Source organism: Photobacterium chitinilyticum (assembly GCF_004104355.1).
GTDB classification, from domain to species: domain Bacteria; phylum Pseudomonadota; class Gammaproteobacteria; order Enterobacterales; family Vibrionaceae; genus Photobacterium; species Photobacterium chitinilyticum.
This window is the reverse complement of record NZ_RJLM01000001.1, coordinates 1,129,442-1,141,738: the sequence shown is the minus strand read 5'-3', so window position 1 is coordinate 1,141,738 and position 12,297 is coordinate 1,129,442. Positions and strand designations below refer to the sequence as shown.

The following is a 12,297-nucleotide window of genomic DNA, read 5'->3' as shown; positions in this document are numbered from 1 at the left end:
AGAATTTGATTCTTTTGCTTCTTTTTTGAACGCAAAAGAAGAGCGAGTAACCATTAAGGTGTATAAGCCATTGTTGCTATGTGGATTAATCTTCAAGAAAATCAAAGACAGCTGCATTTGAGCGCAGCTGTATAACTGTGTGTTTTAAGTTATCCCAGTAGTTTGGGATCATGAGCTCTGTTACCGCCGACAGGACGGTTTACCGAAATAGAGCGCCCCCTTTTCATGCCTTTTTCATAATCGTCGGTAAGTGCTTTCATTGCTTCCTGCAGCTGTTTTTTGAAGGTTTCTCGGTCGATGTTCTCAAACTCTTTATCAATATAATTACTCATGCGCTTGTCATGGTCATCATCGGTATTGAGTTCGGGAAGTTTCTCAAGTGCCCCTTCAATCCAACCCGCCAGGAATGAACCAACACGACGAGTTACTTCCGCGGAGCTGGTACCGGTACCTGCAAAACTGTTACGGAACTGGCCTGTTTGTTGGTTCATTTCGCGATAAACAACATCGAAAGCAAAAGCCGCAAAGATGGCACGTTCCGCAACCCCGATGAACTCGGCCTGTTTCAGCCCCTTGTAATTGGTGAGTACGCATTCGACACCAAACCGACGATTGATCCCTCGGATAATTTTGAGGATCTGTTGATTGATATCGGTAGGCAGAAGTGTCGAAGACTTGGTTTTACCCATCTGAATGAATTCAATATCGTCTTGTTCCAGACCGTACTTGAGCATCAGACGATGTGCCATTTTGATCGCTTGTGCGGCTTCATTGACGTTCGCAGAGTTACCCAGCTCTAGGCATTTAGCTATTTTCTTCAGCGCCTTTCGCTTCTGTTCAGACATCCAATCACACTCATTCAGAAAAGGGGCACGTATTTTAACGCTTAATATGAGTTAGTACAATTATCAACGTGGTAAAACGAAGCTCATTTGGATCGCAGTCTGCTAGTTCTGATATTCCATCTTACTACCAAGTCATGTATAAAGGCGCAATGAAAATACCTAAGCGAATACAACCTTTGGTTGATGATGGTTTGGTGGACGAAGTTCTACGCCAATTGATGAGTGGTAAAGAGGCGTCAGTGTACGTTGTGCGCTGTGGTGACGATATTCGGTGTGCCAAAGTTTACAAAGAAGCAGATAAGCGCAGTTTTAAACAAGCAGTGCAATATCGAGAAGGCCGGAAAGTACGTAATAGTCGCCGTGCTCGTGCGATGGAAAAAGGCTCCAAATTTGGCCGGGATGAGCAAGAAAAAGTTTGGCAAAGTGCCGAGGTAGATGCACTGTATGCACTTGCGAGTGCTGGCGTGCGTGTGCCGCAACCTTATGGTTGTTTTGATGGTGTATTGTTGATGGAACTGGTAACTGACGGCGAAGGTATGGTTGCTCCGCGCCTAAATGATGTCAACCTGACGGCTGAACAGGCCTTGAAAGGTCATGAAATTATTATTCAGTTTGTAACTCGAATGCTTTGTGCTGGTTTGATTCATGGTGACTTGTCTGAGTTCAACGTGCTGGTTGATGAATCAGGCCCCGTTATCATCGATTTGCCTCAAGCAGTCGATGCTGCCGCGAATAATAATGCGAAGTGGATGCTTGAGCGTGATGTTAATAATATGACCGTATATTATGGCCAGTATGCACCGGAATTACTGGGTACCCAGTATGCAAAAGAGATGTGGGCATTGTTTGAAGCGGGAGAGCTCACGCCTGATACTGAGCTGACCGGTGAATTTGATGAGAGTACGGAAAAAGCGGATGTCGATGGTCTGATGGAAGAGATCAATGCGGTGATGGAAGCTGAGAGGCTGCGTAAAGAACGTTTGCTTGAGGCTCAAACATTAGACTAGTTTAATACCCGCGCCCTAAACGTAAATTTATGGCGCGGTAAATAGATAATCTAACCTAGGATTAGTTCTGAATCGAGATCAGTTAAGATCATTTTTTGGATATTGAAACCCATAAACATCAGAATAAGGCACCAGTTTAAGAAAGGGAGATTACCTTTGTCTAGGTTGTCCTGAAACTGCCCTGGCTTCCAATTGAAAATACCGGCTAAATCATCGGCTGACAATTTTGTAAATGTCTCCTCACCAATAATCCTACGTAGTTGCTTTGCTGTTGGTTTAACAAATTTATTCGCGGGTAAGAATGCGTCAGGTTTAAATGCGCGCATGACCTTACGGGCATCGACGGGGTAGGGCTGGCCATTATTTTGAATGTTTGGATGGCCAACTAGTCCGAGAAGAAAACACCAGCATGGGTACGGAATTGTCGATATTTCATCAGGTTCCCTTTTATAGCGGGCTGTCCAGTCGCAAAGCTTTCCTTCCGACAAACCGGTTAACTTCACCAAAGCTGCTGATTCATAACCATTTTCACGCAACAAATTTAATACTTCTGCGACTTCTGATACGAAGGGCTTTGTCCAATTGTTAGCGGCAGTTAAGGTATTTTCTCTAATCATTATTTAAGCTCTTTTTTTTTGAGCCTATGCTAGCTCACTGAAACCATTTAACGATGTCGAATCATACTGGTAAACGCCTTAATGTCAAAAGCATTCCCCCAAATGACCATTAATGTGTTGTAATTAGAAGTAATAGTTTCTACAGCATTGCGAATGAAGCAGGCTGATTAATATTTAAGTTATTGAATAATGAATAATAAAAGTAGTGTTCAATCATCTGGTTACCAATCAATTGATGTTCCTTTCGAGTATCGTCATACATGCTGGTTTTGTGGCGAGCCTTACTATGAGTCTTATTCATTTATGGCATCACCAAACTACGATCGGCAGCAACTGCCGATAATGGTACCGTGCTGTCAGGAATGCTATACCTTTTGTCATTCAATAAAGGTTAGTGGTTTGGATTTGCTACGCGATAAAGTGAAAGAGAAGCTGCATCGCAAGTATGAGAAACACCTGCAAATTGGCGCGAATTGGACAAAAGAGGAACTTGAGGATTCAGAGTTTGAGGGAAAAGCCCTTGAAGGTTTTCGAGAAAGTGCTTGGAAAATGTTTGAGATTGCCAAGTACCGTGTCAATTATTCCGGCTGGCCACTGACTATTGATGGTTTACCTGTTATGGGTATAACAAGTAGTTTTCAGGTTGAATTTAACGGCATAATTTACCCCAGTTTGGTGCAGGCCGTTGTACAGCTGGCCAAGGCGTATAATATCCCTCAGCCATATCTTGAAGATGTGGTAGAAGTTGTTGGTCGTAACCGCTTGGCATATGCTCTTCGGTTTGCCAAAACGACATATGGTTATTCTGCAGAAGAGCGGGAAGCAAGTATAGTCAGTTTGAAAGTGATGTTGGCAGAAGAGAGTGCACAGTCAAGGGAAGAGACTAAGCCTGCGTTAGGTATTGATGTGGCAGTGTCTGAAATTACAGAGTTGATACTGAGCCGCACCATGATTTCGCCTCATGCGATTCAATGGGTGCTGAAAGAAGGAATTTCAACGTTAAGTCAACTTGCTGAACATGAGGATGCTTTCTTTGAGTACTTCACGCAAGAATCAGAACTTGTGGCCTTTACTTATTTCAATGGGATACAAGTGTATTTAGATAAACGTGAGACAGATTGTGAGTGGGCAATGAATGAAGACCCTAATCGAGCTCTGTTTGGAAGGATAGCTTAGCTAGAAACGGGCAGAAGAGGGTATCTTTTCTGCCCGAAATATAGTTAATTCACTATCTAGTGATTGTTGGTTATATATCTTGGTTAAGGCTTATTGATTATGACGAGCCCATACCATCGTTTTCCCTTTTTCATCAAAGGCAACAACGTTGAATGGATCCTGTTGATCTTTATATTCCATCCCTGGTGAACCCATCGGCATACCAGGAACGGCAAGACCAATCATCCGAGAAGGCTTAGAGTCGATGAAACGCTGAATGTCTTCTGCAGGGACATGCCCTTCAAAAGTATATCCTTGAATTTCTGCGGTATGGCATGATGCGTACTCAGGACGAATGCCCAGCTCAATTTTTTTGGCTGTCATATCTTGTTCAAGTACCACGTCCAGTTCAAAGCCGTTGTCTTCCATGTGTTTTACCCAGTCTTTACAGCAGCCACAGGAAGGGGATTGGTAGTTAGTTCCTTTAATCGTTTCAGCGATTGTGAATGTGCTGGTTACCAGTAGGGATAGGGCCATAATGTGATTAAGTTTCATTGATAAATCCTGTTTTTCTAATGATAAAAATTCAATTGAATTAGATGTCGTGAAATGCTTTGAGCAAGCTGGACTAAATGTGGCTTGCTCGGTCATTTAGGACAAAACAGGTGGGCGTAGAATCACATCGTAGAAGAATTGGCGTTCACCCACAGGCTCGGTAAATACTTGACCGGTAGAAGGAACAGATATTTGGGATGAATGAGAGAGAATTGCAAACTGAACGTTGTTGGCATGACACTCGTGATCAATGCAGCAGCTTGGGGTTGAGTTATGCTCATCGATCTCGTTAACATTACACATTGTAACGTAGCTTTGAGAAAGAGAAGCCAATTTTTCGCAGCATGACATTGCCGAGGTCATTCGACAGTTATCACTTGTTGGTTGTGCCTTCCTGTAGGTTGAATCAGCACTCACAGATGATGTAAGCACTGTGAATAGCATTGCAAGCATCATGATTTTTGAAACGATCTGCTGCAGCCGTTGCATGCACTACCTATAACTTAAACAAGTAAACCAACACTGTGAGTATATCTATGTTTTGTTTGTAGTCAAAGTTTTGCGGTTGATTTCTTAACCTTAACGTTGTTCTGACATTTGCCTTTGGTATTTGAGTTTTAATCAAAGGATAAAGATAAAATGACGCGAAGGTTTATGGGTATGCAGTACACAGAAAAAGACCGACAAGTATTACACGACACATGGATGAGCTATAAGGCAAAGATGCGGGTGACCCAAATTGAGATGGCAAAGAGGCTTGGGCTCAGCCAGTTGGTGTTTTCAGATATTTTACGGGGTCAGGTGCCGCTAGAGCACAGTTTTGTCAACCAGTTTTGCGATTATATCGGTGTTGACCCTGCAATAACGTTACCATCGTTGAGACGGCAAGTTGGTGGAACGTTACCAAATTCAGTGATGCTGACTAATACCTACATCGTTGATGGCAACATCAAGAATGTTAGGTATAGCGGAAACCAGATTATTGTTGAATATGAACATAATGTTCAAACATATTGAGATTGTTTTGTCATAATAATACCTTTCATACCAAAAGCCCCGTTATAATCAAAGCCTTGCACTACTCGTGCAAGGTAACTCTTATCCCTCATTAATCCCTTTGTAATCTTAATCAAGATTATTGTTGTTTAGACTTTTAGTTAGTCTTAAATATAAATAATACAACTTTTTTAGTAGATGCTTTTTGATAAATTTAATAATTAAACTCCAAGTGCTGAAAAAGCATGAGTTTGATTATTAATATTAAGAATAATAAATGTCCTTAAACATTAGACGGTTATGGTTAAAATCATGAATATTTTCTTTTGGCGTCTTGATGTTTTAACACTATGTTCTAGATTTAAAAAGTCTTAGTAATAAGATATTTATAGTAAGGGAATATTAAGATGGCTTGCAATAAATATAATGATTTAATTTTCATCTGTGATTCCAGTTTACAATCCTCACTATTTAGAGATTACCTTGAGAAATCACTGGATATCTCTATAAAAATGAGCACGATTGAGGGTTTGTCTGGATTGGCTATCCCATCTAAGAGCTCCGTACTCATTATCATTGATAACACACATATTGATGATGAGTCATTAGATTTGTATATTAAATTTCTTATTGAAAAGTCGGTAAGTGGTAACGAAGTATTAATTAACTCACCAAACAATGTTGCTGTTAATGTCATAGCAAAATGGCCAAATATGGTTGGGGTTTTTTTTGCTGGGGATGGCATGAATGTTGTTGCCAAAGGAATGAAGAAAGTACTTGAAGGAGAGTTGTGGTTAAGCCGCAAGCTTACTAATGATCTTATTGCTTCGTACCGAAATAAGGATGCCATTGTCGCGAAATCGACGGCGAACCTAACGACAAGAGAAAAAGAAATAATGCAGTTGCTTGTGTTAGGCGCATCAAATGTCCAAATAGCTGAAACATTATTTGTCAGCGAGAACACTGTAAAGACGCATCTGTATAACGTGTTTAAAAAGATCAATGTCAAGAACAGGATGCAGGCTTTTATGTGGGCAAAAAACAATCATTACAATGACTTGCCATTATGAAGCTAGTAATTATCGCACTATTTCCAGTGTTGTTGTTACCGGCATATTTAGTGGAGGCTGAAGAAGGAAAACCACTCGAAAATGGCCCTCCACTAGAACAGAAAAATGGCACTCTTGATGATTTGAAAGAAATTAGTGGTGTGGTGATAGATCGCACCATGACACGGCTGGGAGAGGATTTTTATTCTCTCTTTTCTCAAAAGTTAAATGATGAATTTGAAGATTTGGAAGAGAACCTTACAGTAAAAGAGCGCCCTACAGCTCTGTCGGGAAGCATTATTACGGTTCTTCACCGACAAGCAATTATCTACCGTACGGCAGTATCCCCTGGGCGAGATCAAATAGAAGCAAAGGTGGATGATGCAATTAAAACGGTTAGTTCTTATGTCGTGAGGTGGCGTATAGAGCGATATTTAAAAGATACCTTTGATGTTGATTATGACGAAATATAAGAGGACTAATCATGAAAGGGAGCATACTCGCCTTAGCTTGTCTGATAGCAATATCGGCTAAGGTCTCGGCGTCAGAACTGGTCTATACGCCGATTAATCCCAGCTTCGGTGGTAATCCACTAAACAGTGCTCATTTGTTGGGAGTAGCCAATGCAATTAATGATCATAAAGCACCGGATGATGGTTTGCTTGATGAACAGTCAGACTTGGAGCGTTTGGCAGCCAGTCTAGAGTCTCGCTTGATAAGTCAGTTATTGTCTGATGTCGGTAACGGAAATACTGGTCAGCTTGTTACAAATGATTTCATACTGAACATTGTTGATAACAACGGTAGTTTGGTTATTCAAATAACTGATAAAGAAACAGGTGAATCGTCGACAATTCAGGTGAGTGGTCTGGTACCGGATTTATAGGGAGAAGGTGGATGAAAGCGCTAGTTTGGGGGAGCTTGCTGCTCTTATTATCCGGATGTTCGATGTCACTTGAGACGCCGGAAATAAGCAAAGAGCCAACATTGATGGCAAGAGGGGGAGCATATCAAGACCTTGTTTCGTTACCGCTGCCTAAAGGAAAAGTATTCGTATCGGTCTATGATTTTAGGGATCAAACAGGTCAATACAAGCCACAGCCTAACAGTAACTTTTCAACGGCTGTCCCGCAGGGAGGGGCTGCACTGTTAACGACTGCACTACTGGATTCCAAATGGTTCATACCGCTTGAACGAGAGGGTTTGCAAAATTTGCTGACCGAGCGAAAAATTATTCGAGCGGCTCAGAAAAAGGATGAGATCCCGACTAATCATGGTGTTCACCTACCTTCATTAGCTTCTGCAAATATTATGGTTGAAGGAGGGATAGTGGCATACGACAGTAATGTAAGGACAGGAGGTGCCGGGGCTCGTTATCTAGGTATTGGTGCTTCGGGTCAGTACCGAACGGATCAGGTTACCGTCAATGTCCGAGCTGTTGATGTGCGTAGTGGGCGTATTTTGCTTAGTGTTACAACCAGTAAAACTATCTTGTCGAAAGAACTTCAAACTGGTGTATTTAAGTTTATAGATTATAAAGACTTACTGGAGGCTGAGCTTGGCTATACAACTAACGAGCCAGTTAACCTCGCGGTAATGTCAGCGATAGATGCAGCTGTCGTTCATGTGGTTGTTGATGGTATCCAGGCTGGATTGTGGGAGCCGCTTCGTGACGCTGACCTTCAGCACCCTATTATCCAAGAGTATATGCTACGTTCGAAACCTATTATCTAATCATTTTCCCCTCATGATATTTGAAGCCCTCATTGAGAGGGCTTTTTTATTTGGTCTCAGTTGATCTTTTACTTATTCTTAATATTTTATTCTCAGTTATGAGATAATAACTGTTGCTTGACAAATAATTAAGATACTAATAATAAAGACATTTTTATTATTACTGTTGCAGTGGCAATAACTTAATTGTTTTTATTAATATGACCCTGAAAGTGATATCAATAAAATCAAAGCCAAAATATAATCGATTAAGTTGTTGACTTTTAAGTTTTTTATGATTAGCACTCAAACTATTTTATTAATATCTGTAACCTTTATTCACCTCTAACGATTAGAGTAAGAAGTTTTTAATCTCAATAAAAGTATTAACTGTGAGATAAGAGTTTCATGATTAGGTTCATGGAACAATGCCTAGAAAATTCGATACTGAAATTACAAATTGAATGCATGGCTGTGAAAATGAAAAGTTACCAAATGCTCATTATTCCTCTGTTGGTATCTGGTGTAACAGGTATTAGCTTTAACGTATATTCTACTGACCTTGCGCTAAATGAATTAGGTAAGCTATCTGAGTTACAGTTAGGCAACGACAACATTGCAAATGTTGAGCAAAATGGAGCGTACCATAGTACAGCAACTATCGTACAACAGAATAAATACAACGGACTGGGTAACGCAGCTAAGATCAAGCAAAGTGGTAGTCGTAATGATGCCTATATTGCTCAGAAAGGAAGTGGTAACAAGGCATATATCGATCAAAATGGCGATGATAATTATGCAGCAGTCCTCGAAGATGGTTTTGATAATACTGGAGTGATTCTTCAGTATGGTAGTAATAATAAAGCAGCAATAATACAAAAGGGAAGTAATAATCGAGGTGAGATAGCGCAATATGGAAATGACAATAAAGCGTTAATCGTCCAAAAAAGTAACGTAAGATATTTTAAATCCGATATTAACCAGACTGGTGGTCAAACACATGTGATCATCAATGGTATGAACAAAAGCATTACTGTTCGATAACACAATTAAGGAATTGTCATGAAAAATCTAGCTCTATTAATTTCAGCAGCTCTTGTTTCAACATCTGCTGCAGCTACGGGATATTATAGTGATAACAAATCGACAGTTAAAATTAAGAACAACAGTGATGGAAACCATGTCACAGTGTATCAGGCGTCTCCAAGTAGTTATGATGGTAATACGTCAGATGTATTAATAGACTATGATTCAGATTATAACTACGTTACTGTTAATCAATATGGTGAAAAGAATACTTCAGATGTAGATATTAACTATAACTCTGATAATAACAGTGTTTATGTCAGACAATCAGGTTACTACAATAATTCTAAGGTTGGTATACAGAACTACGCAGATGACAATACTGTAGGGGTATATCAAGATGGAAACTGGAATTATTCTGATGTAAATATTGATAAAGGTGACTGGAACAACGTACATGTTGATCAGTATGGTGATTACAACATGTCTAATGTTGATATTCTTGGCGAAAACTCAGATTACAACTATGTTTCTGTAAGTCAAGGCGGCGATTACAGCAAGTCTGATGTGTTAATCAACGATTACTACTATGGTCCGACAAGTTATAACACAGTATACGTAACTCAAACAAATAATGATTACTCAAATGTTGAGATTACGAAAGGATCTTCGTACAACACGGTTTATGTAACTCAATACTAGTTTAATTAAACGTGTAGATTATTGATGTATAGTTCGCTGTACCCTATGGGTGCAGCGAGTTTTATTTATGGTCATTATGGTTGCATGTAATAACAAGTCAATTAAGTCTTAATCTGCAATTGAGCGTTTTTGGTATAAGCTGCTGTATTTAATGGTTATTTTTGTGGTGGTGCTTTTTTACTAAAAAATGAAATGTCTGTTCATCAATAATCAGTAGAATGTTTTTTCTTCATATTAATAAAAGTATTATGTATAAGAATTTATTTTCATGATTAGGTTTATGGAAGAATATCTAGAAAGTTCGATACTAATAATACGAATTAAATATGTTGACCTGTTAAAAATTAGTTCTTCGATAGACCTCTTTCAGGTGCTAAAAATTATTTTTAATAATGTAGGCCTTGCGCTAATTACAGAAACATTTACTGATGATATTTTGTAATTGTTGGTTAAGAAGGAATTATCAGTACTCAAGCAGTCGTGACCAACAGATAATATAGATGAATAATTAAAATGGAATTATAGTCAAGGATAGATAAGTTGAGTTCTTAATAAAAATTATATTGTACGATAACACAATCTAAGGAATTATCATGAAAAACCTAGCTCTATTAATTTCGGCAGCACTAGTCTCTACATCTGCAGCAGCAACCGGTTATTACACGGATAACAAGTCTGATGTGAAAATCAAACACAATAGTGATGGTAACCATGTCTCTATTCATCAAGTATCACCAGGTAACTATAAAGGTAACAGGTCAAAAGTTAAGATCAGTTACGGTTCTGATCATAATGATGTAGATGTCTCGCAGTATGGTAAAAAGAACAAGTCTGGTGTTTATATTAAACATAACTCAGACCATAATTATGTAACTGTTGGTCAGAAAGGTTATCGTAATAACTCTAAGGTGAATATTGGTTATTACGCTGATTATAATGATGTCGATGTTTACCAAAAAGGTGCTTTCAATTATTCAACGGTAAGCATTAAAGGTGGTGACTGGAATAGTGCTGATGTGAAACAGAAAGGAAATGGAAACTACTCTACTGTTGATATCCTTGGCGAAAATGCTGATTATAATGATGTTACTGTTAAGCAGTATGGTGACTATTCTAAATCTACTGTGCTAATCGATGATTACTACAATGGTGCAACTAAACACAATACTGTTCTCGTTAAACAGTCTAATAATGATTACTCTCATGTTGAAATTACAAATGGTTCATCGTACAACACTGTTTATGTAAATCAGTACTAACTAAATGAAAGTAAGAAACATCACTGCTCTTTTATTCGCTGCATTCCATGTGAATGCAGCGTCTTTTCCGCCTTTAGGTATCACCTGCGATATTGGAGCTGATACGGTTAAGTTGATTGTGAAAAATGATAGTCGCAACTATGTGCAATTAAAAATCGTATCTAGCAATAATAATGTCATGGTATCAGGGGGAAGCGGTAATAGTACTAGCTCATTAACGTTGAGTAAATCACAGTTTCCCGTGACGCTAGAGAGCAGCCAGACCGATCCATTAGTGATTAATAGGGATTGTGATATGGAAATCAAAAACGCTTCATAAGAAGCGTTTTTTGTTTTCGAACGTTACGGGTTAGTTTTCATCGTCCCATTCAGGTACGAATAAGTATAAAAATCCCGCGCATGCGATAGATGCGAGTATATCCGTTGGCCAATGCATCCCTAGCCAAATTCGACTTACCCCTACACCAGTTGCCCAAAGAATGAGAAGACCAGCACCTGCGAACTGACGCCTTCGGTAGAAAAAACCTCCCCAGAAGACCACACAGACAGCGGCAAAAATAGTGTGTCCGGAAGGTAAGGAATAGTTAGTCTCTCCCTGCCAATGTGATGTACGCCAATTGCTGACATTCGTTGTGGCTAATTGAACGGCTTTTTCCTTTTTGTCATCACTTAGCTGATAAAACTCGTTGGCGGAATGAACAATACCTAAGCTTTGTAGTTGATAGGTATAGGGCCTTGGAATTTCAGTGATATGTTTCAATGCTGTTTTGGCGACGAAACTCAGTACTAGCAAAATCGCAAATTGTATCCCGAGTTTTACTATGGCTTGTTTGGGTAACTTCAATAGCAGCGGAACGATGGACAGAGTGCAAACGGTGATTAGAAACCCAGGGCTACCAGCAGAGGCAGTTAACAGCGTGAAAGTTAGGCCTGTGGTATCTGCTACGTTTTCTGTTAGATCCGCGGTGGAGAAAAACATCAGCACGCCAGACATAACAGTGGCGAAAAAGAGTAGGGTGATATACCCAGGAACTTTTTTAATAAGAAAAGAATTGGTTAGCATTGTTGTTCATGATGAAAGTTGTGGAGAAGTAGTTTACCAGAGGATAAAGCCTTCAAAGTGAAAATAATGTCATTTTATGTTTGAACAGCATTCTTATGCAATAAAACCATTTGAACTCTAACGAATGCTCATTCACTGAAACATGTTATGAACAACAGCTGTAGACACGTAATTTTGAGTTTTTCCCCTTCAGGCAACTCTAATTTTTGCTACGAATCACAGTTTTTTTTGCAATCCAATGACATTTTTTTCTGGTTAAATGCCTCATAAGCTGATAATGTGCCGCCCCTCACAGTAACCGTGAGAATAT

General features: G+C 39.4%; 16 protein-coding genes. 11 read left to right on the top strand and 5 right to left on the bottom strand.

What is annotated here, in order from left to right:
- Nucleotides 1-149: 149 nt before the first annotated feature.
- A complete protein-coding gene (locus EDI28_RS04905) occupies nucleotides 150-845 on the bottom strand; it encodes a DUF2786 domain-containing protein (RefSeq protein WP_128782687.1) in 696 nt (231 codons plus the stop codon).
- Nucleotides 846-994: 149 nt separating this feature from the next.
- Between EDI28_RS04905 and EDI28_RS04900 the strand changes: the two genes are divergently transcribed.
- A complete protein-coding gene (locus tag EDI28_RS04900) occupies nucleotides 995-1,852 on the top strand; it encodes a PA4780 family RIO1-like protein kinase (RefSeq protein WP_128782686.1) in 858 nt (285 codons plus the stop codon).
- A gap of 50 nt (nucleotides 1,853-1,902) precedes the next feature.
- On the opposite strand, the gene EDI28_RS04895 is transcribed toward EDI28_RS04900, so the two are convergent.
- Nucleotides 1,903-2,469: a hypothetical protein gene (locus EDI28_RS04895; RefSeq protein ID WP_128782685.1), complete on the bottom strand. Its 567-nt coding sequence runs from the start codon at nucleotides 2,467-2,469 to the stop codon at nucleotides 1,903-1,905.
- A gap of 189 nt (nucleotides 2,470-2,658) precedes the next feature.
- Between EDI28_RS04895 and EDI28_RS04890 the strand changes: the two genes are divergently transcribed.
- The gene (locus EDI28_RS04890) at nucleotides 2,659-3,645 is read left to right on the top strand and encodes a hypothetical protein (protein ID WP_128782684.1); all 987 of its coding nucleotides are present in this window, start codon (nucleotides 2,659-2,661) and stop codon (nucleotides 3,643-3,645) included.
- A gap of 90 nt (nucleotides 3,646-3,735) precedes the next feature.
- On the opposite strand, the gene EDI28_RS04885 is transcribed toward EDI28_RS04890, so the two are convergent.
- On the bottom strand, nucleotides 3,736-4,179 hold the full coding sequence (locus tag EDI28_RS04885) for a DUF411 domain-containing protein (protein ID WP_128782683.1): 444 nt from the start codon (nucleotides 4,177-4,179) through the stop codon (nucleotides 3,736-3,738).
- Between the two features lie 96 nt (nucleotides 4,180-4,275).
- Nucleotides 4,276-4,668 (bottom strand): hypothetical protein, encoded by a 393-nt coding sequence (locus EDI28_RS04880; protein ID WP_128782682.1) that lies wholly within the window; start codon nucleotides 4,666-4,668, stop codon nucleotides 4,276-4,278.
- A 171-nt stretch (nucleotides 4,669-4,839) separates the two neighbouring features.
- Here EDI28_RS04880 and EDI28_RS04875 point away from each other — a divergent pair, with 171 nt between their 5' ends.
- The 9 genes from EDI28_RS04875 (at nucleotide 4,840) to EDI28_RS04835 (ending at nucleotide 11,243) form a co-directional block, all read left to right on the top strand.
- The gene (locus tag EDI28_RS04875; protein ID WP_128782991.1) at nucleotides 4,840-5,196 is read left to right on the top strand and encodes a helix-turn-helix domain-containing protein; all 357 of its coding nucleotides are present in this window, start codon (nucleotides 4,840-4,842) and stop codon (nucleotides 5,194-5,196) included.
- 386 nt (nucleotides 5,197-5,582) lie between these two features.
- Nucleotides 5,583-6,245, top strand: coding sequence for a LuxR C-terminal-related transcriptional regulator (locus EDI28_RS04870; RefSeq protein WP_128782681.1), 663 nt, complete (start codon nucleotides 5,583-5,585; stop codon nucleotides 6,243-6,245).
- Nucleotides 6,242-6,697 (top strand): curli production assembly/transport protein CsgE, encoded by a 456-nt coding sequence (locus EDI28_RS04865; protein WP_128782680.1) that lies wholly within the window; start codon nucleotides 6,242-6,244, stop codon nucleotides 6,695-6,697. The genes EDI28_RS04870 and EDI28_RS04865 overlap by 4 nt, the downstream gene beginning before the upstream one ends.
- Nucleotides 6,698-6,708: 11 nt before the next feature.
- Nucleotides 6,709-7,110 (top strand): curli assembly protein CsgF, encoded by a 402-nt coding sequence (locus EDI28_RS04860; RefSeq protein WP_128782679.1) that lies wholly within the window; start codon nucleotides 6,709-6,711, stop codon nucleotides 7,108-7,110.
- A gap of 11 nt (nucleotides 7,111-7,121) precedes the next feature.
- A complete protein-coding gene (locus EDI28_RS04855) occupies nucleotides 7,122-7,958 on the top strand; it encodes a CsgG/HfaB family protein (RefSeq protein ID WP_128782678.1) in 837 nt (278 codons plus the stop codon).
- A 459-nt stretch (nucleotides 7,959-8,417) separates the two neighbouring features.
- Nucleotides 8,418-8,981 (top strand): hypothetical protein, encoded by a 564-nt coding sequence (locus EDI28_RS04850; RefSeq protein WP_164918469.1) that lies wholly within the window; start codon nucleotides 8,418-8,420, stop codon nucleotides 8,979-8,981.
- Nucleotides 8,982-8,999: 18 nt separating this feature from the next.
- The gene (locus EDI28_RS04845) at nucleotides 9,000-9,665 is read left to right on the top strand and encodes a hypothetical protein (RefSeq protein ID WP_128782676.1); all 666 of its coding nucleotides are present in this window, start codon (nucleotides 9,000-9,002) and stop codon (nucleotides 9,663-9,665) included.
- Nucleotides 9,666-10,258: 593 nt separating this feature from the next.
- Nucleotides 10,259-10,924: a curlin repeat-containing protein gene (locus EDI28_RS04840; RefSeq protein ID WP_128782675.1), complete on the top strand. Its 666-nt coding sequence runs from the start codon at nucleotides 10,259-10,261 to the stop codon at nucleotides 10,922-10,924.
- A gap of 4 nt (nucleotides 10,925-10,928) precedes the next feature.
- Nucleotides 10,929-11,243: a hypothetical protein gene (locus EDI28_RS04835; RefSeq protein WP_128782674.1), complete on the top strand. Its 315-nt coding sequence runs from the start codon at nucleotides 10,929-10,931 to the stop codon at nucleotides 11,241-11,243.
- Nucleotides 11,244-11,273: 30 nt separating this feature from the next.
- On the opposite strand, the gene EDI28_RS04830 is transcribed toward EDI28_RS04835, so the two are convergent.
- A complete protein-coding gene (locus tag EDI28_RS04830; RefSeq protein WP_128782673.1) occupies nucleotides 11,274-11,987 on the bottom strand; it encodes a phosphatase PAP2 family protein in 714 nt (237 codons plus the stop codon).
- Between the last annotated feature and the right edge of the window lie 310 nt (nucleotides 11,988-12,297).

Bases quoted from the DNA above. Each gene is read 5' to 3' on its own strand.
- EDI28_RS04905 (WP_128782687.1), bottom strand. From the start codon at position 845: ATGTCTGAACAGAAGCGAAAGGCGCTGAAGAAAATAGCTAAATGCCTA.
- EDI28_RS04900 (WP_128782686.1), top strand. From the start codon at position 995: ATGAAAATACCTAAGCGAATACAACCTTTGGTTGATGATGGTTTGGTG.
- EDI28_RS04895 (WP_128782685.1), bottom strand. From the start codon at position 2,469: ATGATTAGAGAAAATACCTTAACTGCCGCTAACAATTGGACAAAGCCC.
- EDI28_RS04890 (WP_128782684.1), top strand. From the start codon at position 2,659: ATGAATAATAAAAGTAGTGTTCAATCATCTGGTTACCAATCAATTGAT.
- EDI28_RS04885 (WP_128782683.1), bottom strand. From the start codon at position 4,179: ATGAAACTTAATCACATTATGGCCCTATCCCTACTGGTAACCAGCACA.
- EDI28_RS04880 (WP_128782682.1), bottom strand. From the start codon at position 4,668: ATGCAACGGCTGCAGCAGATCGTTTCAAAAATCATGATGCTTGCAATG.
- EDI28_RS04875 (WP_128782991.1), top strand. From the start codon at position 4,840: ATGCAGTACACAGAAAAAGACCGACAAGTATTACACGACACATGGATG.
- EDI28_RS04870 (WP_128782681.1), top strand. From the start codon at position 5,583: ATGGCTTGCAATAAATATAATGATTTAATTTTCATCTGTGATTCCAGT.
- EDI28_RS04865 (WP_128782680.1), top strand. From the start codon at position 6,242: ATGAAGCTAGTAATTATCGCACTATTTCCAGTGTTGTTGTTACCGGCA.
- EDI28_RS04860 (WP_128782679.1), top strand. From the start codon at position 6,709: ATGAAAGGGAGCATACTCGCCTTAGCTTGTCTGATAGCAATATCGGCT.
- EDI28_RS04855 (WP_128782678.1), top strand. From the start codon at position 7,122: ATGAAAGCGCTAGTTTGGGGGAGCTTGCTGCTCTTATTATCCGGATGT.
- EDI28_RS04850 (WP_164918469.1), top strand. From the start codon at position 8,418: ATGAAAAGTTACCAAATGCTCATTATTCCTCTGTTGGTATCTGGTGTA.
- EDI28_RS04845 (WP_128782676.1), top strand. From the start codon at position 9,000: ATGAAAAATCTAGCTCTATTAATTTCAGCAGCTCTTGTTTCAACATCT.
- EDI28_RS04840 (WP_128782675.1), top strand. From the start codon at position 10,259: ATGAAAAACCTAGCTCTATTAATTTCGGCAGCACTAGTCTCTACATCT.
- EDI28_RS04835 (WP_128782674.1), top strand. From the start codon at position 10,929: ATGAAAGTAAGAAACATCACTGCTCTTTTATTCGCTGCATTCCATGTG.
- EDI28_RS04830 (WP_128782673.1), bottom strand. From the start codon at position 11,987: ATGCTAACCAATTCTTTTCTTATTAAAAAAGTTCCTGGGTATATCACC.